At 63.7% G+C, this 17,579-nt stretch carries 24 protein-coding genes; 20 read left to right on the forward strand and 4 right to left on the reverse strand.

The features are described 5' to 3' along the window. The first annotated feature begins 58 nt into the window (after positions 1–58). On the forward strand, positions 59–553 hold the full coding sequence (locus JNC62_RS11570) for a gluconokinase (protein ID WP_374838878.1): 495 nt from the start codon (positions 59–61) through the stop codon (positions 551–553). 178 nt (positions 554–731) lie between these two features. After that, the gene (locus tag JNC62_RS11575; protein ID WP_374838880.1) at positions 732–1,079 is read left to right on the forward strand and encodes a RidA family protein; all 348 of its coding nucleotides are present in this window, start codon (positions 732–734) and stop codon (positions 1,077–1,079) included. 63 nt (positions 1,080–1,142) lie between these two features. On the opposite strand, the gene JNC62_RS11580 is transcribed toward JNC62_RS11575, so the two are convergent. Beyond that, on the reverse strand, positions 1,143–1,946 hold the full coding sequence (locus JNC62_RS11580) for a response regulator (protein ID WP_374838882.1): 804 nt from the start codon (positions 1,944–1,946) through the stop codon (positions 1,143–1,145). 149 nt (positions 1,947–2,095) lie between these two features. Between JNC62_RS11580 and JNC62_RS11585 the strand changes: the two genes are divergently transcribed. Continuing rightward, complete coding sequence (locus tag JNC62_RS11585) at positions 2,096–2,284, forward strand: NepR family anti-sigma factor (RefSeq protein ID WP_374838884.1); 189 nt, start codon at positions 2,096–2,098, stop codon at positions 2,282–2,284. 85 nt (positions 2,285–2,369) lie between these two features. On the opposite strand, the gene JNC62_RS11590 is transcribed toward JNC62_RS11585, so the two are convergent. Together JNC62_RS11590 and JNC62_RS11595 are read right to left on the reverse strand one after the other, a co-directional pair. Next, positions 2,370–2,630, reverse strand: a complete 261-nt coding sequence (locus tag JNC62_RS11590; RefSeq protein WP_374838886.1) for a YMGG-like glycine zipper-containing protein — start codon at positions 2,628–2,630, stop codon at positions 2,370–2,372. Between the two features lie 32 nt (positions 2,631–2,662). After that, positions 2,663–2,818 (reverse strand): DUF3309 family protein, encoded by a 156-nt coding sequence (locus JNC62_RS11595; RefSeq protein WP_374838888.1) that lies wholly within the window; start codon positions 2,816–2,818, stop codon positions 2,663–2,665. A gap of 148 nt (positions 2,819–2,966) precedes the next feature. On the opposite strand from JNC62_RS11595, the gene JNC62_RS11600 reads away from it, so the two are divergent. Together JNC62_RS11600 and JNC62_RS11605 are read left to right on the forward strand one after the other, a co-directional pair. Further along, positions 2,967–3,164, forward strand: a complete 198-nt coding sequence (locus JNC62_RS11600) for a CsbD family protein (protein ID WP_374838890.1) — start codon at positions 2,967–2,969, stop codon at positions 3,162–3,164. Positions 3,165–3,304: 140 nt separating this feature from the next. After that, the gene (locus JNC62_RS11605) at positions 3,305–3,469 is read left to right on the forward strand and encodes a DUF1328 domain-containing protein (protein ID WP_310410858.1); all 165 of its coding nucleotides are present in this window, start codon (positions 3,305–3,307) and stop codon (positions 3,467–3,469) included. Positions 3,470–3,509: 40 nt separating this feature from the next. On the opposite strand, the gene phnF is transcribed toward JNC62_RS11605, so the two are convergent. After that, on the reverse strand, positions 3,510–4,241 hold the full coding sequence (gene phnF, locus JNC62_RS11610) for a phosphonate metabolism transcriptional regulator PhnF (protein WP_374838892.1): 732 nt from the start codon (positions 4,239–4,241) through the stop codon (positions 3,510–3,512). Between the two features lie 94 nt (positions 4,242–4,335). Here phnF and phnG point away from each other — a divergent pair, with 94 nt between their 5' ends. The 15 genes from phnG to JNC62_RS11685 all read left to right on the forward strand — a co-directional run bounded on the left by phnG (position 4,336) and on the right by JNC62_RS11685 (position 17,292). Continuing rightward, on the forward strand, positions 4,336–4,809 hold the full coding sequence (phnG, locus tag JNC62_RS11615; protein ID WP_374838894.1) for a phosphonate C-P lyase system protein PhnG: 474 nt from the start codon (positions 4,336–4,338) through the stop codon (positions 4,807–4,809). Then, positions 4,809–5,414 carry a phosphonate C-P lyase system protein PhnH gene (gene phnH, locus JNC62_RS11620; protein ID WP_374838896.1) on the forward strand — a complete coding sequence of 202 codons (606 nt, stop codon included), beginning with the start codon at positions 4,809–4,811 and terminating at the stop codon, positions 5,412–5,414. The genes phnG and phnH overlap by 1 nt, the downstream gene beginning before the upstream one ends. Positions 5,415–5,417: 3 nt before the next feature. Then, positions 5,418–6,524 carry a carbon-phosphorus lyase complex subunit gene (locus JNC62_RS11625; RefSeq protein ID WP_374838898.1) on the forward strand — a complete coding sequence of 369 codons (1,107 nt, stop codon included), beginning with the start codon at positions 5,418–5,420 and terminating at the stop codon, positions 6,522–6,524. Then, entirely contained in the window at positions 6,521–7,408 is an 888-nt protein-coding gene (locus JNC62_RS11630; RefSeq protein WP_374838900.1) for an alpha-D-ribose 1-methylphosphonate 5-phosphate C-P-lyase PhnJ, read from the forward strand. Before JNC62_RS11625 ends, JNC62_RS11630 begins: the two co-directional genes overlap by 4 nt. Beyond that, positions 7,405–8,181 (forward strand): phosphonate C-P lyase system protein PhnK, encoded by a 777-nt coding sequence (gene phnK / locus JNC62_RS11635; RefSeq protein WP_374838902.1) that lies wholly within the window; start codon positions 7,405–7,407, stop codon positions 8,179–8,181. Before JNC62_RS11630 ends, phnK begins: the two co-directional genes overlap by 4 nt. A gap of 60 nt (positions 8,182–8,241) precedes the next feature. Further along, on the forward strand, positions 8,242–8,949 hold the full coding sequence (gene phnL, locus JNC62_RS11640) for a phosphonate C-P lyase system protein PhnL (protein WP_374838904.1): 708 nt from the start codon (positions 8,242–8,244) through the stop codon (positions 8,947–8,949). Then, positions 8,946–9,560 (forward strand): DapH/DapD/GlmU-related protein, encoded by a 615-nt coding sequence (locus JNC62_RS11645; protein ID WP_374838906.1) that lies wholly within the window; start codon positions 8,946–8,948, stop codon positions 9,558–9,560. The genes phnL and JNC62_RS11645 overlap by 4 nt, the downstream gene beginning before the upstream one ends. Positions 9,561–9,691: 131 nt before the next feature. Further along, entirely contained in the window at positions 9,692–10,549 is an 858-nt protein-coding gene (gene phnC, locus JNC62_RS11650) for a phosphonate ABC transporter ATP-binding protein (RefSeq protein WP_374838908.1), read from the forward strand. A gap of 83 nt (positions 10,550–10,632) precedes the next feature. Further along, positions 10,633–11,538, forward strand: coding sequence for a phosphonate ABC transporter substrate-binding protein (gene phnD, locus JNC62_RS11655; RefSeq protein WP_374838910.1), 906 nt, complete (start codon positions 10,633–10,635; stop codon positions 11,536–11,538). 104 nt (positions 11,539–11,642) lie between these two features. After that, positions 11,643–12,605 (forward strand): phosphonate ABC transporter, permease protein PhnE, encoded by a 963-nt coding sequence (phnE, locus tag JNC62_RS11660; protein WP_374838912.1) that lies wholly within the window; start codon positions 11,643–11,645, stop codon positions 12,603–12,605. A gap of 10 nt (positions 12,606–12,615) precedes the next feature. Next, entirely contained in the window at positions 12,616–14,130 is a 1,515-nt protein-coding gene (phnE, locus tag JNC62_RS11665) for a phosphonate ABC transporter, permease protein PhnE (RefSeq protein WP_374838914.1), read from the forward strand. A 119-nt stretch (positions 14,131–14,249) separates the two neighbouring features. After that, positions 14,250–14,957 carry a DUF1045 domain-containing protein gene (locus tag JNC62_RS11670; protein WP_374838916.1) on the forward strand — a complete coding sequence of 236 codons (708 nt, stop codon included), beginning with the start codon at positions 14,250–14,252 and terminating at the stop codon, positions 14,955–14,957. 1 nt (position 14,958) lies between these two features. Then, positions 14,959–16,098, forward strand: coding sequence for an alpha-D-ribose 1-methylphosphonate 5-triphosphate diphosphatase (locus tag JNC62_RS11675; RefSeq protein WP_374838917.1), 1,140 nt, complete (start codon positions 14,959–14,961; stop codon positions 16,096–16,098). Positions 16,099–16,112: 14 nt separating this feature from the next. Next, positions 16,113–16,700, forward strand: coding sequence for a phosphonate metabolism protein/1,5-bisphosphokinase (PRPP-forming) PhnN (phnN, locus tag JNC62_RS11680; RefSeq protein ID WP_374838919.1), 588 nt, complete (start codon positions 16,113–16,115; stop codon positions 16,698–16,700). Between the two features lie 85 nt (positions 16,701–16,785). After that, positions 16,786–17,292 carry a TIGR00645 family protein gene (locus tag JNC62_RS11685; RefSeq protein WP_374838921.1) on the forward strand — a complete coding sequence of 169 codons (507 nt, stop codon included), beginning with the start codon at positions 16,786–16,788 and terminating at the stop codon, positions 17,290–17,292. Positions 17,293–17,579: the final 287 nt, after the last annotated feature.

Genomic DNA, 17,579 nt, shown 5'->3' on the forward strand with positions numbered 1-17,579 from the left:
CGCGGGAACCCGGCATCCAGGCGACGAGGCGGCAAGGCCGCGTCGCCTGATTGTTGTCATGGGCGTCAGCGGATCGGGGAAGACCTCGATCGCCAGGGCCCTGGCGGACCGGCTGTCGCTCCGCTTCCTCGAAGGCGACCAACTGCACCCGGCGGCCAATGTGGAAAAAATGTCGAGGGGCATACCCCTGACCGACGCGGACCGCTGGCCCTGGCTCGCACGCATCGGTGATGACCTCCATGCGGCAGCCGCAGCCGGGGAGGGGATCGTCGTGTCCTGTTCGGCGCTCAAACGTGCCTATCGCGACCGGCTTCGGGCCGCCGCCGGTGGCGATCTCAATTTTGTCTTCCTCGACGGCAGCCGCGATGTGCTGCTTGCCCGCCTGCAGGCGCGGCGAAACCACTTCATGCCTGCGGACCTGCTCGATAGCCAATTGGCCACGCTAGAGGACCCGAAGGGCGAGTGCGGTGTGGTCTCGGTCGACATCGATGCGCCCGTTGAGGTCGTCGTCGACAACAGTTTGAAGAAGCTGTCCGCAGTTTGGCATGCTTGAGAGTATACAGCGGTAGGGCGCATCGTTCCGCGCGGCACCTTCCACAATCCGGACTGGCAAAGCGCTCTGTGCAATCGTATAGACGTACGCCGCACCAGATGCCCGCTGGCGGGTGGTTGCTGCGTCCGCTTGGATGCCGGCCACAGGGCTTGACCAGATAACCACAGGAATGAACCCAATGACCATTACTCGCATTGAAACCGGCGCGCGCATGAGCCAGGCCGTCATTCACAACGGCACCGTCTATCTCGCGGGCCAGGTTGGCGAAGCCGGCGCGGACGTCGCCACCCAGACGAAGCAGGTGCTGGAGCAGATCGACCGCCTGCTGGCGCTTGCCGGCACCGACAAGACGAAGATCCTCTCCGCCCAGGTCTGGATGGCCGACATGGCCGACTTCCAGAAGATGAACGCCGTTTGGGACGCCTGGGTCGCCCCGGGCCATGCCCCGGCGCGCGCGACGGGTGAAGCCAAGCTGGCAACGCCGGACTATCTCGTCGAGATCATTGTCACGGCCGCCCTGGCCTGAAGCTGATCCAAGCAAAAGCGGGCGGGCCTCCACAATAGGCCCGCCTTTTACACTGTGCGGCGGTCAGGCGCTCTTCACCAGCTCCGCCTGCTTGCCGAAAAAGAGCGCCTGGCTGATCAGCGCCTTGACCATTTCCGCATTGAACGGCTTGGTCACCAGAAAGGCCGGCTCCGGGCGTTCTCCGGTCAAAAGCCGCTCCGGAAACGCGGTGATGAAGATCACCGGGATGCTGCTGCTCTGGAGCATATCGTTGACGGCGTCGATGCCCGAGCTGCCATCGGCAAGCTGGATGTCCGCCAGCACCATGCCCGGCGGCGAGCGCCGGAAGAGTTCGTTCGCCTCGCTGCGGGTTCGGGCGACGCCGGTGATCCGGTGACCAAGGCTGGTCACCAGGTCCTCTAGGTCCATGGCGATGAGTGGCTCGTCCTCGATGATCAAGATGTCCGTCGCGACCTGTTTGGAGATCTCCATGGCGGCCTGGTCCAGGAGCTCCCTTACCTGCGCCTCGCTCAGGTCGAGGATGTCGGCGCATTCGGCAATCTCGAATCCTTCCACGGCTGCAAGCAGGAAGGCTTTGCGCGCGAGGGGCGCGACATGGTGGAGATTGGCCGCCGCCCGCTGTTCCCATCCGAATGGTGATAGGGAAGCCTCGGGGAGTGTCACCTGGACCGAATCAAACAGCGCGCAGTAGAGCCTGAACAGGCTGATCCGGTCGTCCTTCCGCACCGGGAAAAGGGAAATATCAGCGATCAAAGCCTCAAGCATCGCGGCCACATATGCGTCACCGGAGGTTTGGGAACCCGTTACCGCGCGGGAAAAACGCCGCAACAACGGCAGGTGGGGTGCGATTCGGGTGGATAGCGACATGAACTTCTCCCTCAACACGTTCCGAATCCGGATGGTTTCCTGTAGATTCAGGCGACGACAACGACTGTGGCGCGAACGCGAACTCTATTGGATAGACCGGGTCTGCGGCAAAACAAGGATGCTGTAGCGGCGGCAAGGAGCCCATGGCCATGAACAAGCCGGCTGTCAGCCAAAGCAAGCGCGCTCGGAACCGGGCCATGCTGGATACCGACAGCGTGGTTGGCCGAAGGCTGAAGTCCTACTACGACGCGATCGAAGCGGAACCGCTTCCGCAAGAGTTGCTCGATCTTCTCGAGAAGCTGGACGAGGCGGAGCGGCAAGCCAAGACGCCGCGATGAACCTTGTCGTGCACGCAAGCACAGGATGAAACCGCACAAGACGAGACGCGCCGATGGCGCGCCTCGTCTTTCGCGTGGACCTTGCTTATCGGCACGGGGCTTCATAGCGACGCCCGTAGCGGTCGCGATAGATGCATCGACCCGGCTCGCTTGCGTTGCCGATCAGAGCGCCGATGGCACCGCCGGCCACGGCTCCGACGGCAGCACCGCCGACCTTGTTCGTTACGGCGCCGCCGATGATGGCGCCCGATGCTGCGCCGATCGCCGCACCCTTTTCCGTTTGGGTGCAGGATGTGGCCGCAAGTGCCGACAGGGCGATAGTCGCTGCAACGATGAGCTGTTTCATTCAGTTACCCTTTCAAGTGCAATAGACAACGGTCAGATGCGTCCCATCAGGACCAGAATAAGCAGAATGACGATGAGAAGTCCAAGCCCTCCCGATGGCCCGTATCCCCAGTTCGTGCTGTGGCTCCAACGCGGCAGGGCGCCGATCAGGAGCAGGATCAGGATGATGAGCAGAATCGTGCCAAGCATCGGTGCCTCCGCGAAACGGCGTTCCACCTTCGCTTAACGCGCGTGTGCCGGTGTTGTTCCATCGGCACGAACGCCTGCTTTCGGAACGATCCGCATCGCGGCACGTTCTTCCCCGGCATAACCGCAGCATACAAAGGAAGGATAGGTCATGAACTGGGACATCATCGAAGGCAAATGGATGGAGTACAAGGGCAAGGCCAAGGCGCAATGGGGCAAGTTGACAGACGATGACCTTGACGTGATCAACGGTCGCCGCGTCGAACTCGCCGGCAAGATCCAGCAGCGATACGGAATTGCCAAGGAAGAGGCCGAGCGTCAGATCGACGAATGGCAAGGTCGCCACTGAGGTTCAGTGATCGTTCAAGCGCCGTCCCGACATGGATCGCGGCGGCGCTTGTCTTACTGCAATGCGATCCCCCGTTTTGATCGGGAACTTTCCACGAGACTCATCGTTTTTGGTTTCGATGACAAAAGAGGAGTTCCGCAATGCTTTATTACGCGCTTGTATTTCTCGTCATTGCACTTATTGCCGGCGTCCTTGGGTTCGGCGGCATTGCAGGTGCATCGGCGGGCATCGCCCAGATCTTGTTTTTCGTCTTCCTGGCGCTGCTCGTGATTTCGCTGCTCTTCGGATGGTCAAGACGAGTGTGATGCGGCGGACAGCAAGGGGCGGCCAGCGTGGCCGCTCCTTTCACGTTTCGACGAAGAACCTGACCCGGTCCGCCGCGAAGCGTGACCGGGAGTACTGGATCGGCCGGCCGTCTGTGTCGGCATTGACCGACGTGGTCACCAGCAGGATGGCTCCTGGAGAGAGTTTCAGCAGCCGAAGGTCGATGCCTTCGGCATGGCTCGCGGAGATCTCGGTCGAGCACCTGACATAGTCGTCTATCCCCAGTTCGGCGAGCGCCCTGGTTATCGAGCCGGTGCGCGCATAGACGTCGCCGATCATCGAAAACCGATCGGCAGGGAAGTAGCTGGTCGCAGCGGAGATCGGCTTTCCGTCGGCAATTCCCACGGTTTCGAGGCGGACGCAGCCAATTCCGGTCGCCAGATTCAGCGCCTTGGCGACGATCGGCGAGGCCGGTTCGATCGTCTGGTGCACGAGCCGCCCCTCCAACTCTTTCGCCTGGCCGCCGAGACCTTGCGAAAAACGCGTCCGGCGCGAGATCGGAAATGTCAGGCGGTCACGCCGCTCGATCAGCGTCCCGACCCCCTGCACGGAACGCACCATGCCCTCATCGGCAAGCGACGCCAGCGCGCTGCGCACCGTGTGGCGATTGACGCCGAACGTTTCCGCAAGCGTTGCTTCCGACGGCATCATGCCGGTGTCGTCGTAGTCCCCATTGTTGATCGCAAGCCGCATGCCGTCGGCGATCTGTCGCCACAGGGCCACGCCGGAACGGCGCTCGATCGTTTTCCTCATACCGTCACAAGCCTGTCACGTTGGTTGACTATCACCAAACCATAGGATGTCTGGTTGTCTAGATCAATAGACAACCAAGCGATTGGAGACGAAAATGGCAGCACTGCGAAAACAGCCGTCGCCCGGCCCGGAGCCGGATGCGCGCAAGCGGGCGATGGGCCTCCTCGCCAAGGCGACGCGCGCCGAACTGGAGAAGGCCTGGGAGGCGCTGGACGCCAAGCCTGCGGTTGCTCCGGTGCGCGGCCCCGAGACCGGGCTCGTCATGGTGCGCGGCCGGATCGGCGGCGGCGGAGCGCCGTTCAATCTGGGTGAGGTGACGGCGACGCGCGCCAGCGTGCGCCTCGAGGACGGCGTCGTCGGGCACGGCCAGACCCTCGGAAGCGATGGCGAAAAGGCGCGCCTGGCCGCCGTGTTCGACGCGCTTCTTCAGGGTTCCGAGCACGAAGCGACTGTCCGGCGCCTGCTTGACGAGGTTGCCGCCCGAATCGAGGCGGATGACGCGAAAAAGGCCCGCGAGACCGCCGCCACCCGTGTCGACTTCTTCACCATGGTTCGCGGAGACGACTAATGACCGATACCCAGATCTTTTCCGGTGGGTTCCCCGAGCCGGTGTTTGCGGCTCAGGCCGTCTTTCGCGTCGTCATGAACTGCATGGCTCGCCCAGGCACGATCGGCGGGATCGCCGCGAACGCGAACCCGCCCGAGCCGCTGACCTGTGCGGCCGGCGCGGTTGCGCTGACGCTTTGCGATCACGACACGTTCGTCTGGCTGACGCCGCAGCTCGCCAAGTCGAAGCTGCCGGGTTGGCTGGCGTTCCACACCGGCGCGACAGTGACGGCCGAGAAGCAGGATGCCAGCTTCGCCTTCATCGAGAAGGGGGGCGTGGTGCCGGGCTTCGGCGTGTTCTCGCAAGGGACGCAAGAGTATCCGGACCGCTCGACGACCCTGGTGATCGAGATCGACAGTTTCGAGGGCGGCAGGCCGCTGGTCCTCACCGGGCCGGGAATTCGGGACGAGATGCGATTTGCGCCGAAGGGGCTGCCGGAAGCGTTCCTGTCGCTGGCGCAGGCCAATCGGGCGCTTTTCCCCCGCGGTGTGGACCTGATCCTCTTGGCCGGCGACGACATCGTCTGCCTGCCGCGCACCACAGTCATTCGAAACGGAGAGGCCTGAGCCATGTATGTTGCCGTCAAGGGTGGCGAGGCCGCCATTGCCAACGCCCATCGCCTTCTAGCCGATCGCCGACGCGGCGACCGCAACCTGCCGTCCATCACCATCGAGCAGATCGTCGCCCAGCTCGGCCTCGGCGTCGACCGCGTGATGGCGGAGGCTTCGCTTTACGATCGCGCCCTCGCGGCACTCGCCATCCGGCAAGCCCGCGGCGACATGATCGAGGCGATCTTCATCCTGCGCGCCTATCGCACCACGCTGCCGCGGTTCGGCTATTCGGTGCCGGTCGAGACTGCGGAAATGGTCGTCGAGCGCCGCGTGTCGGCAACCTACAAGGACCTGCCGGGCGGCCAGCTGCTCGGGCCGACCTTCGACTACACGCACCGCCTGCTGGACCCCTCACTTCTGACAGACGAGGCGGTCGAGGCGCCGCTGGAGCGCGATGAGCCGGGCGAGCCGATCATGCGCGTCTCCGATATCCTCGCCGCTGAGGGACTCGTCGAGGATGACGGCAGCCTGCCGGACGGCCATGTCGCAGGCGACCTGACGCGCGAGCCGCTGGAGTTCCCGATGGCGCGGGACCTGCGCCTGCAGGCGCTCGCCCGTGGCGACGAAGGCTTCTTGCTGGCGCTCGGTTACTCCACCCAGCGTGGCTATGCCCGCACCCACCCCTTCGTCGGGGAAGTGCGCATCGGCGAGGTAGAAGTGGAGCTGGACATGCCGGAGCTCGGCTTCTCCGTCTCGCTCGGACGCATCCAGGTGACCGAGTGCCAGATGATCGCCCAGTTCAAGGGGTCGGCGAAAAACCCGCCGCAATTCACCCGCGGCTACGGTCTTGTCTTCGGGCAGGGCGAGCGCAAGGCCATGGCCATGTCGCTCGTCGACCGGGCGCTGCGGGCCGAAGAATTCGGCGAGGACGTCGTCGCGCCGGCGCAGGACGAGGAATTCGTCATTTCGCACTCGGACAATGTGCAGGCGACCGGCTTCGTCGAGCACCTGAAACTCCCCCATTACGTGGATTTCCAGGCCGAGCTCGACCTCGTTCGCCGCATGCGGCGCGAATACGAAGCCGCGCAGAACTTGGGCAACGATCTTGCGGAGGCCGCAGAATGACGACGGCAGAACTGGCGACCTACAATTTCGCCTATCTCGATGAACAGACGAAGCGCATGATCCGCCGCGCCATCCTGAAGGCGATCGCCATTCCCGGCTATCAGGTACCCTTCGCCTCCCGCGAAATGCCGATGCCTTATGGTTGGGGCACCGGCGGCGTGCAGGTGACGGCGGCGATCCTCGGTCCGGACGATGTGCTGAAGGTGATCGACCAGGGGGCGGACGACACCACCAATGCCGTCTCCATCCGCGCCTTCTTCCAGAAGGTGGCCAACGTGGCGGTCACGACGAAGACCCGCGAGGCGACGATCATCCAGACGCGTCACCGCATCCCCGAGGAGAAGCTGACGGCCGGCCAGACGCTGGTCTACCAGGTGCCGATCCCCGAACCCTTGCGCTTCCTCGAGCCGCGCGAGACCGAGACGCGCAAGATGCATGCACTCGAGGAATACGGGCTGATGCACGTCAAGCTCTACGAGGACATCGCCAAGAACGGCCATATCGCCACGACCTATGCCTATCCGGTGAAGGTGGAGGGCCGCTACGTCATGGACCCGTCGCCGACGCCGAAGTTCGACAATCCGAAAATGCACATGGCAGAAGCGCTCCAGCTCTTCGGTGCGGGGCGGGAGAAGCGGATCTATGCTGTGCCGCCGTTCACCGACGTCGTCAGCCTCGACTTCGAGGATCATCCGTTCGAAATCCAGAAGTTTGATCGTCCCTGCGCGCTCTGCGGCGCGGAGAACGTCTATCTCGACGAGGTCGTGCTCGATGACAAGGGCGGGCGGATGTTCGTCTGCTCGGACACCGATCACTGCGAAGACCGCCGCGACCACGGCCATTGCGGCACCATGCTCGCCTACGACAAGGAAGCTGCACGATGAGCGATGAACCCCTTCTCAAAGTCCGCGACATCTCGAAATTCTACGGCGCGCGCATCGGCTGCCGCAACGTCTCCTTCGAGCTCTGGCCGGGCGAGGTGCTGGCGATCGTCGGCGAATCCGGCTCGGGCAAGACGACGCTGCTCAATTGCCTAGCCACCCGCCTCTTGGCGACATCCGGCACGATCGAGTATCGGATGCGCGATGGGCAGATGCGTGACCTCGCCCACATGGGCGAGGCCGAACGCCGCTTCCTGATGCGCACCGACTGGGGCTTCGTCCACCAGAACCCGGCCGACGGCCTGCGCATGACGGTCTCCGCCGGCGCCAATGTCGGCGAGCGGTTGATGGCGGTTGGTGAGCGCCACTATGGCAACATCCGCGAGACCGCCGGCGACTGGCTGCGGCGCGTCGAGATCGGTGTCGACCGCATCGACGATCAGCCGCGCGCCTTCTCCGGCGGCATGCGCCAGCGGCTGCAGATCGCCCGCAACCTCGTCACCTCGCCCCGCCTCGTCTTCATGGACGAGCCCACCGGCGGTCTCGACGTTTCGGTGCAGGCGCGTTTGCTCGACCTGGTCCGCGGTCTCGTTCACGATCTCGAGCTGTCGGCAATCATCGTCACCCACGACCTCGCCGTCGCCCGCCTCCTGTCGCACCGGATGATGGTGATGAAGGATGGTCAGGTGATCGAACAGGGTCTGACCGACCGCGTTCTCGACGACCCGCGCGAGGCTTACACCCAGCTTCTCGTCTCCTCCATCCTGCAGGTTTGACCTGACCGCGGCGCGCCGGCTCAGGCTCGGCTGCGCCCGGTCCAGCAAAAGGACATCACCATGGCGACCCCACTCGTCGTATCCGAAGTCGCAAAGAGCTTCACCATGCACCTTCGAGACGGCATCCGCCTGCCGGTCGTTTCGGACGTCAGTTTTTCCGTCAAGGCCGGTGAATGCGTCGTTCTCGGCGGTCCGTCCGGCATCGGCAAGAGCTCGCTTTTGAAGATGGTCTACGGCAATTACGGCGTCGACGGCGGACAGATCCTCATCGAGCACGAAGGCAAGGTGATCGACCTCGCCAGCGCCGATCCTCGCAGCGTCCTTGCCGTTCGCCGCGTGACCCTTGGCTATGTCAGCCAGTTCCTGCGCGTCGTGCCGCGCGTCGCCGCGATCGACGTCGTGGCCGAGCCTCTTCTCGCCGGCGGCGAGAATCCGGAGGTCGCGCGCGAAAGGGCTGAGGAGATGCTCTCCCGGCTGAACCTGCCGCGTGAACTCTGGCAGCTGCCGCCCGCCACCTTCTCCGGCGGTGAGCAGCAGCGCGTCAACATCGCCCGCGGCTTCATCACCAACCACCGTATCCTTCTGCTGGACGAACCGACGGCCTCGCTCGACGCAAAGAACCGCGAGATCGTCGTCGGGATGATCGCGGAGAAGAAGCGGGCAGGGGTGGCACTTCTCGGCATCTTCCACGATGACGACGTGCGCACGGAGGTGGCCGACCGGATCATAGACGTTTCTGCTTTCTCGCCCAGAAAGGCCGCCGCATGACAAAGCTTTCCGAAAGTCCGCTGATCGACCCGACCGCAAAGGTCACCGACTGCACGCTCGGCCGTTACACCGAGATTTCCGTGCGATCCCGCATCAGCGAGACCGAACTCGGCGACTATTCCTACATCATGGAGGATTGCTCGGTCTGGTGCGCCACGATCGGCAAGTTTGCCAACATCGCCTCGTCGGTGCGGATCAACGCCACCAACCATCCGACGTGGCGCGCGACGCTGCACCACTTCACCTACCGCGCTGCCGACTACTGGCCGGATGCCGACAAGGAGGCCGATTTCTTCGCCTGGCGGCGGGCGCATCGCGTGACGATCGGACATGACGTCTGGATCGGCCACGGCGCGACGATCCTGCCGGGGGTCACGGTCGGCAACGGCGCCGTCATCGGCTCCGGGGCCGTCGTCACCAAGGACGTCGCACCCTACACCATCGTCGGCGGGGTGCCGGCGAAACTGATCCGCGAGCGTTTTCCCAGGCAACTTGTCGAGCGTTTCGAGCGGCTTGCCTGGTGGGACTGGGACCATGCCAGGTTGCGGTCCGCACTTGATGACTTCCGCGCGCTCGACGCGGAAAGCTTCCTCGACCGCTACGAGGCCTGAACAAGCGCAAAGCCCGGGAAACCCGGGCTTTGTGGATTGTTGTCAAACCAACATGAAACTGACATCCGGCCGTCATTGAGTATCGTTAAAGTCCCTACAACATCAATGATTTAACCCTTGAGAGGGATGCCATGTTTCGCCTGATGAACGTCACGCGCCGGTTTGGCGGGCACGCCGCGGTCAACGCGGTCAACATCGACATTCCCCAGGGCCAGATGGTGGGCGTCATCGGTCGCTCGGGTGCTGGCAAGTCTACCTTGCTTCGCATGATCAACCGGCTGGTGGAGCCGACCGAGGGCTCAATCCGCTTTGGCGATGTCGAGGTCTCCGCGTTGCGCGGGGCGGCCCTGCGCAACTGGCAGCGCGACTGCGCGATGATCTTCCAGCAGTTCAACCTGGTGCCGCGCCTCGATGTGCTGACCAACGTGCTGCTCGGCCGTCTCAACCATCGCTCGACGGCGCTCAGCATCCTCAACATGTTCACCCGCGAGGAGCGCATCATGGCGATCGCCGCCCTCGAGCGCCTCGGCATCGAGCAGACGGCACTGCAGATGGCGGGCACGCTGTCCGGCGGCCAGCAGCAACGCGTGGCGATTGCGCGTGCGCTGATGCAGCAGCCGAAGATGATCCTTGCCGACGAGCCGATCGCCTCCCTCGATCCGCTCAACGCCAAGGTCGTGATGGATGCGCTGCGCGACATCAACGAGCGCGAGGGCATCACCGTCATCACCAATCTCCACACGCTCGACACCGCCCGCAACTATTGCGAGCGCATTATCGGCATGTCCGCCGGCAAGGTCGTCTTCGACGGCGCGCCGCGGGAGCTCGACGCCGATGCGGTGCGGTCGATCTATGGCGCGGGTGCCGATGGTTCGGAGATCGATGAAACCATGACATCGACGAGCATTCGTCGCCCGTCTGGCCCGCTCGTGCAGGACAACATCAAGGAATCCGCCAGCGTGAAACCGCTGGCACTGGCCGGCATCTGAGGCGCGGCCAGGATCGAGGGGCCCACGTCAAGGGTCAAAGCCATTCTCAAAGCCGGCGTGGCCGGTCAAACAGGAGAGAAATCATGCTGAAGAAAGCTCTTTTCGGCGCCGTCGCCCTTCTGGCGCTCGTCGGCCACGCCCAGGCGGAAGACCTGAAGGAATTCCGCGTCGGCATCATCGGCGGCGAGAACGAAGCCGATCGCCTGCGCAACTACCAGTGCCTCGGTGACAAGCTGAAGGCCGATTTCGGTTTCGAGAAGGTCTCCTTCTTCCCGGCCGCCGACTATGACGGCGTCATCCCGGGCCTGCTCGGCGGCACCCTCGACTATGCCGAACTCGGCGCCTCCGGCTTCGCCAAGATCTACCTCGCCGACCCCAAGGCCGTCGAGCCGATCCTGACGACGGTCCAGACGGACGGTTCCACCGGCTACTACTCGATCATGGTTGCCCGCAAGGACAGCGGCATCACCAAGCTGGAAGACCTGAAGGGCAAGAAGCTCGGTTTCGCCGATCCGGATTCCACCTCCGGCTACCTCGTCCCGCTCGTGACGCTGCCGGAATCGATCGGCGCGCCCGTCAAGGAATTCTTCGGCGAGACCGGTTTCGGCGGCGGCCATGAAAACCTCGTCCTCGAAGTGCTGAAGGGCAACTTCGACGCCGGCACGACCTTCGGCTCGGGCGTCGGCGAATGGAAGGACGGCTACACCTCCGGCAACCTGCACAAGATGGTGGAGAAGGGCGTTCTCGACATGAACGATCTCGTCGAGATCTGGAAGTCGCCACTGATCCCGAATGGTCCGGTGGTCATCCGCTCTTCGATGGCCGACGACATGAAGGCGAAGTTCAAGCAGTTCATGCTTGACCTGCCGAAGACGGATGCGGCCTGCTTCTCGGCCATCCAGGGCGGCGACTTCACCTCCTTCATCGAGGTCAACGCCGACTTCTACAAGCCGATCATCGACGCGCGCAAGGCGACGATCGGCGGCTGATCCGACTTCGAAATTCTGACAGGCGTCGGCCGGTTTTGCTGGCTGACGCCATTTTTGAATGACGCCTCTTTCATCGGAGTAGAGGCGCAGACGCGGAAAGCGCCATGGCCCTTAACACCCTTCCGAAAGAGTTCAGCGAAAGCGGCGCGCTCATCGAACGCCACTGGCAGGAACTCGCCGCCAAGCGCCGGCTCTATTCCTGGATCGGCTTTGGAATTCTCCTGTTCGCGCTGGGCGGTTCGCTGTGGTTTGCCAATGAAACCAATGCCGGCAAGTTCTTCGACCGGCTCCCGTATCTCTTCGATTTCGTCGGCGGCATGATCCCGCGCGACGGCTTCGAGGTGTTCCGCGCCCTGTTCGACCTGCCGTCTCCCTATGACGACGGCAGCTTCAAGTACAATTATCCGGAGGGTCGGCTCTACCTGACGGAGGGGTTCTATATCCCCGAATATTTCTACAAGATGCTGGAGACGCTCAATATCGCGATCTTCTCCACCATCCTCGGCGCCAGCCTCGGCTTCATCCTCTGCTTTCTTGCGGCGCGCACTCTGATGCCGAACCGCTTCGTGCGCGGTGTCGTTCGTCGTCTGATGGAGATTCTGCGCGCCTTTCCGGAGGTGGTGCTGGCAGGCTTCTTCCTTGCGATCTTCTCGCTCGGTCCGCTGCCGGCCGTGATCGCGGTGTCGATCCATACGGTCGGCGCGCTGGGCAAACTCTTCTTCGAGGTGGTCGAAAATGCCGACATGAAGGCGGAGGAGGGGCTTCGCGCCGCTGGCGGCAACTGGATCGAGCGGGTCTGGTTCGGGATCGTCCCGCAGGTCATGCCGAATTTCATCAGCTACTTCCTGCTGCGCCTCGAGATCAACGTGCGCGCCTCCACCATCATCGGCGCCGTCGGCGGCGGCGGCATCGGCGAATTGCTGCGCCTCTCGATCGGCCAGAACCACCAGGCCAAGACGCTGGCGATCATCCTTCTGCTGTTCTGCACGATCGTCGCCGTCGATCAATTGTCTGCCTGGGCAAGACGCCGTCTCGTCGGCGACCAGGCCTTCCAACTCGCACAGTAAGGACCGAACGATGGCCAAGCTTCACATGTCCGAGATGGAACAGATCGCCGCGCGGCATCCCGAGATTTTCGCCCGTTCCGTCTGGTCTCGTTTCCGCATGCCGCTGGTTGTGCTGGCCGCCGTGCTCTATGGCGTCTATTGCTGGTGGTTCTTCGCGGTCGGTACGGTGCTCCACAACGCCAATTGGTCGCTCGCCGGCACCTATCTCGCCGACTGGGTCTCCTACGAAGTGCGCCCGGAGTTCCGCATGGCACCCGACGGAACCATGCAGATCCGCTACCCACGCTATTCGCCGCTCGGCGACAACCCCAATCCCGACTGGCTGACGGCGACGCGTGAAACGGTGACGCGCACCGTCGAACTGCCGGCGGCCGCGGCGTCGACGCAGCCTGCCGTGAAGAAAGCCGCGACAAGCTTCATGGCGCCGGGTGCGGCCCTCGGCGGCTCGTCCGGCACCACCGCCCCTACCAGTGAGGCGAAGGTCGAGACGCGGACCGAGGAGGTGGTGACCCATGCCGAGGTTCTGATGGGACGCTCGACCCGGATCGAAGTCCTTCCTGGCCGGGCGGTCATACAGCACGGCAACGAGACCCTGCGCATAACCATGGACGGCAAAAGCGTCTCGGCCGACAGCAATCCGCTGCCGCAGTGGGCCACCCAGAAGCGCCCCGGCGAGAAGATCGTCGTCTCCTTCGGCTTTGCGGGCTGGGCCGAGATCGAGGCGGACGAGGTCAGCATCCGCAAGCGCTTCCTGGGCTGGGCCAATTTCATCTTCGACACCCAGTCGCCCTTCTTCGGCAAATCGGCGGCCGACGTGTTCTCCCTGATCGCCTGGGGCGAGCGCATCGATCCGTCCCGCTCGAACCTGTCGCTCGCCTGGAACAACATCCTTTACAACAGCGAATGGCAGCACCTCGACGTCTGGACCAAGCTGTTGCAGACGGTCGTGATGGCGTTCGTGGGCACGGTGCTGGCGACGCTCGTTGCCTTCCCGCTTGCCTTCCTCGCCGCGCGCAACATCACCCGCAACTGGATCTCGAACCAACTGACCAAGCGCCTGTTCGATTTCCTCCGCTCGGTCGACATGCTGATCTGGGCGCTGTTCTTCACCCGCGCCTTCGGCCCCGGACCGCTCGCCGGCATGTCGGCGATCTTCTTCACCGATACCGGCACGCTCGGAAAGCTCTACTCCGAGGCACTGGAAAACATCGACGACAAGCAGCGCGAGGGGGTCAAATCCGTCGGCGCACCCAATATTGCCGTTCAGCGCTTTGGTGTGGTACCGCAGGTGCTCCCGGTCTTCGCTTCCCAGGCGCTTTACTTCTGGGAATCGAATACGCGATCGGCGACCATCATCGGTGCCGTGGGCGCCGGCGGCATCGGCCTGAAGCTCTGGGAAGCGATGGCCACCAATTCGGACTGGGAGAACGTCGCCTACATGGTGGTTCTCATCCTGATCATTGTCTTCGTCTTCGACGGCATTTCAAATGGGTTGCGCTCCCGACTGATGGGCCGCACCCGTTGAGAGGAATGGAAATCGCCGGAGGTCATGGCATGATGCCGACGCACCAATCCCCGTTGCGCCTGCACCGCGCGCATCCATCTCCGCGAACCGCGACCCGGAATTGAACAGGAAGATCGAATTTGCGTTACGCCCTCTATTTCACCCCTGCCGCCAGCGATGAACTTGCGCATGCCGCCGCCCGCTGGCTCGGACGCGACGCATTCAGCGGCGCGACCGTTACACAGCCGACGGTTCCCGGATTTGCACCGGCGGCGCTGGCAGCCCTGACAGCCGATCCGCGCCGCTACGGTTTCCACGCCACCCTGAAGGCGCCGTTCGCGCTGGCGGAGGGCCGCACGGAAGCAGAACTCGTCGCCGAGCTGGCACGCTTTTCCGGCGAGACCGCGGCCTTCGACATTCCCGAGGTGGTCGTCGGACGGCTGGGATCCTTCTTCGCCCTCGTCCCTGGTGCGGACTGCGAGCCGCTGCAGGCGTTTGCCGGCGAGGTCGTCCGCCGTTTCGATCGGTTTCGCGCGCCGCTCTCTTCCGCCGATATCGCCCGGCGCAAGCCCGACGAACTTTCGAGCGAGGAGCGTCAAAACCTCGTCCAGTGGGGTTATCCCTACGTCTTCGATACCTTCCGCTTCCACATGACGCTGACCGGACGGGTGCCCGAGGCGGATACCCCGGCCATGGAGCAGGCGCTCGCACGCCATTTTGCCGATTTCGACGGTCAGCCGCTTTCCATCACGGGCCTCGCCCTTTTCTGCGAGCCTTCCCGTGGCGCCGACTTCACCGTACACTCGCTGTTCTCGCTTGGCGGAACGGCCAACCGAAAGATTGCCTGACATGTCGACCGAACTGATCCTCACCAATGCCCGCATCGTACTGGAGGACGATGTCATCCACGGCGCGGTGCTGATTCGCGACGGCCTCATTGCCGACATTTCCGACACGCCGTCCGCGACGGGAGAGGACATGGACGGGGACTACCTGCTTCCCGGCCTCGTCGAACTGCACACCGACCATCTGGAATCCCATTACTCGCCACGCCCCGGCGTGCGCTGGGACAAGACGGCGGCGATTCAGGCCCACGATGCCCAGGTCGTCACCTCCGGCATCACCACCGTCTTCGATTGCCTGCGCATGGGCTCCGACGAGGACGGCGGCTTCGAAAAGGGCGAGATGCGGGCCATGGCCGACGCGCTCGCCCAGGCGGAACGGGATGATCGCCTTCGCGCCGAGCACCTGATTCACCTGCGCTGCGAGGTTTCGACCGAGAACGTGCTCGAGCATTTCGAGGAGTTCGAGGACGACCCGAAGGTGCGGCTCGTTTCGCTGATGGACCATGCGCCGGGGCAACGGCAGTTCCAGAGCATGGATCAGTACACGCTCTACTACAAGACCAAGCGCGGCCTGTCGGACGAGGCGTTCGCCGAGTTCTGCGAGCGGCAGCAGGCGCTCTCCGCGCGCTACGCCAAGCCGCATCGGGATGCGATCGCCGCGCGCTGCGCCGCGCGCGCCATCACCATTGCAAGCCACGACGATGCGACGCTCGAGCATGTCGAGGAGTTGCTTGGCTACGGCACCCGGCTCGCCGAGTTCCCGACCAGCCTGCACGCGGCCAAAGCCTCGCACGGCGCCGGCATGAGCGTGCTGATGGGTGCCCCCAACATCGTCCGCGGCAAGTCGCATTCCGGCAACATCGCCGCGCGCGATCTCGCCGACATCGGTGTCCTCGACGTGCTTTCCTCCGACTACGTCCCGTTCAGCCTCATGCACGCGCCCTTCATCCTTGCTGACGAGATCGAAGCGATCAGCCTGCCCCAGGCGGTCGCAATGGTCTCGGCGACACCGGCCCGAACGGTCGGCCTTCAGGATCGCGGCCGGATCGCGGCCGGCCTTCGCGGCGACCTTGTGCGTGTACGCCGTCCGAATGGCGTCCCGGTGGTCCGTTCCGTCTGGCGGCAGGGCCGGCGGGTGGCATGACCGGGTCTGCGTCAATGCTCACAGTTGATGCACAACCGGCCGGCCTTGCCGAAGACGGGATGGCGATCGTCGTTGTCGGTCCCAGCGGAGCCGGCAAGGACAGCGTGATGGACTATGCCGCCCGGCACTTCGCCGAAAACGCCAGGATCGTCTTTGCCCGGCGCGTCATCACCCGGCCGGCGGATGCCGGCAGCGAGGCCCACATCGGCGTCGATGCGGCCACGTTTTCGCGTATGAAACAGGAAGGGGCCTTCTGCGTCTCTTGGGAGGCGCACGGGCTCTGCTACGGGATCAGGCGGGAAATGCTGGACGCGGTGGGGCAGGGGGCCGTCGTGATCGTCAACGGCAGCCGTCAGGCCTTGCCCGATTTCGTGTCGACCTTTCCGCGACTGAAGATCGTCACGATCACCGCCCACGCCGAAGTGCGGGCCGAGCGGCTGGCAAAGCGCGGCCGGGAAGGTGCCGGCGCGATTGCCGCCCGCCTCGATCGCCAACCGCGCCCGCCGGCTGCCGGTCTCGACACCGTCACGATCGATAACAGCGGCCCGCTCGATGTTGCCGGCACTGCGTTCGTTTCGCTGCTGACGTCAGCCCTGAATTGATCGCGCGATCGGCGCTTGCCCGAAAAGGGGCCGCTGGTTAATCAAGGCGCGAGTAACAGTCGATTCTGATGGAGCGTCATCCCCCATGAAATCCCTCGAAATCCTGGTCGAACGGATCATCCTTTCAAGCCGCTGGATCCTTGTAGCCTTCTATCTCGGACTGGTCGCCGCGCTTGCCGTCTATGCCGTCTCGTTCGCCTACAAGTTCCTCAAGGTGGCAAAGAACGTCTTTGCGCTGGACGACGCCGAGATGATCCTCGCCATGCTGGGTCTGATCGACGCGGCGCTGGTGGCGAGCCTGATCCTGATGGTGATGATCTCCGGCTACGAAAACTTCGTCAGCCGCTTCGACAACGCCGAGAGCGATGTCTCCTTCCTCGGCAAGCTCGATTCCGGCAGCCTGAAGATCAAGGTTGCCTCCTCGATCGTGGCGATCTCGTCGATCCACCTGCTGCAGGTGTTCCTGAATGCCCAGCAGTACACCACCACCCAGCTGATGTGGCTGACCTTCATGCATCTCGCCTTCGTCATATCGGCGCTGCTGCTCGGCTATCTCGAGAAGATCATGGCCCAGCTCAAGATCAAGGCCTGAGACGGAGGCCAACCAACATCGTTGCGAAGCGAAGTGGCGCCGCGGGTTTCCGCCGGCGCCTTTTTCATGCGCCGGCGAGGCGCTCGCGACCAGCAGGGGAGGGGGAAAATCGGCCACAATCGTCCTGTGAAGATTCTTCCATCCCGAAAGCGCTGGGAACTCAGGGTTTCCGCCGGGGCGGGTGAGAATTTTCGCAAAACCGTCATTTTTGCTGTTGACTTGGTTTGGTGTTGGGCCTAGAAACCGCCTCACCAACGAGGGCGGCGGCGCTGCTAGCGACTGACGAA

Source organism: Mycoplana ramosa, from assembly GCF_041930185.1.
In the GTDB taxonomy this organism is placed as follows: Bacteria; Pseudomonadota; Alphaproteobacteria; order Rhizobiales; family Rhizobiaceae; genus Mycoplana; species Mycoplana ramosa.

Bases quoted from the DNA above. Each gene is read 5' to 3' on its own strand.
- JNC62_RS11585 (WP_374838884.1), top strand. From the start codon at position 2,096: ATGAACAAGCCGGCTGTCAGCCAAAGCAAGCGCGCTCGGAACCGGGCC.
- phnL (WP_374838904.1), top strand. From the start codon at position 8,242: ATGGCGACCCCACTCGTCGTATCCGAAGTCGCAAAGAGCTTCACCATG.
- phnN (WP_374838919.1), top strand. From the start codon at position 16,113: ATGCTCACAGTTGATGCACAACCGGCCGGCCTTGCCGAAGACGGGATG.
- JNC62_RS11625 (WP_374838898.1), top strand. From the start codon at position 5,418: ATGTATGTTGCCGTCAAGGGTGGCGAGGCCGCCATTGCCAACGCCCAT.
- JNC62_RS11630 (WP_374838900.1), top strand. From the start codon at position 6,521: ATGACGACGGCAGAACTGGCGACCTACAATTTCGCCTATCTCGATGAA.
- JNC62_RS11575 (WP_374838880.1), top strand. From the start codon at position 732: ATGACCATTACTCGCATTGAAACCGGCGCGCGCATGAGCCAGGCCGTC.
- JNC62_RS11595 (WP_374838888.1), bottom strand. From the start codon at position 2,818: ATGCTTGGCACGATTCTGCTCATCATCCTGATCCTGCTCCTGATCGGC.
- phnD (WP_374838910.1), top strand. From the start codon at position 10,633: ATGCTGAAGAAAGCTCTTTTCGGCGCCGTCGCCCTTCTGGCGCTCGTC.
- JNC62_RS11685 (WP_374838921.1), top strand. From the start codon at position 16,786: ATGAAATCCCTCGAAATCCTGGTCGAACGGATCATCCTTTCAAGCCGC.
- phnE (WP_374838914.1), top strand. From the start codon at position 12,616: ATGGCCAAGCTTCACATGTCCGAGATGGAACAGATCGCCGCGCGGCAT.
- JNC62_RS11675 (WP_374838917.1), top strand. From the start codon at position 14,959: ATGTCGACCGAACTGATCCTCACCAATGCCCGCATCGTACTGGAGGAC.
- JNC62_RS11580 (WP_374838882.1), bottom strand. From the start codon at position 1,946: ATGTCGCTATCCACCCGAATCGCACCCCACCTGCCGTTGTTGCGGCGT.
- phnF (WP_374838892.1), bottom strand. From the start codon at position 4,241: ATGAGGAAAACGATCGAGCGCCGTTCCGGCGTGGCCCTGTGGCGACAG.
- phnH (WP_374838896.1), top strand. From the start codon at position 4,809: ATGACCGATACCCAGATCTTTTCCGGTGGGTTCCCCGAGCCGGTGTTT.
- JNC62_RS11645 (WP_374838906.1), top strand. From the start codon at position 8,946: ATGACAAAGCTTTCCGAAAGTCCGCTGATCGACCCGACCGCAAAGGTC.
- phnG (WP_374838894.1), top strand. From the start codon at position 4,336: ATGGCAGCACTGCGAAAACAGCCGTCGCCCGGCCCGGAGCCGGATGCG.
- JNC62_RS11605 (WP_310410858.1), top strand. From the start codon at position 3,305: ATGCTTTATTACGCGCTTGTATTTCTCGTCATTGCACTTATTGCCGGC.
- phnE (WP_374838912.1), top strand. From the start codon at position 11,643: ATGGCCCTTAACACCCTTCCGAAAGAGTTCAGCGAAAGCGGCGCGCTC.
- JNC62_RS11570 (WP_374838878.1), top strand. From the start codon at position 59: ATGGGCGTCAGCGGATCGGGGAAGACCTCGATCGCCAGGGCCCTGGCG.
- JNC62_RS11600 (WP_374838890.1), top strand. From the start codon at position 2,967: ATGAACTGGGACATCATCGAAGGCAAATGGATGGAGTACAAGGGCAAG.
- phnK (WP_374838902.1), top strand. From the start codon at position 7,405: ATGAGCGATGAACCCCTTCTCAAAGTCCGCGACATCTCGAAATTCTAC.
- phnC (WP_374838908.1), top strand. From the start codon at position 9,692: ATGTTTCGCCTGATGAACGTCACGCGCCGGTTTGGCGGGCACGCCGCG.
- JNC62_RS11590 (WP_374838886.1), bottom strand. From the start codon at position 2,630: ATGAAACAGCTCATCGTTGCAGCGACTATCGCCCTGTCGGCACTTGCG.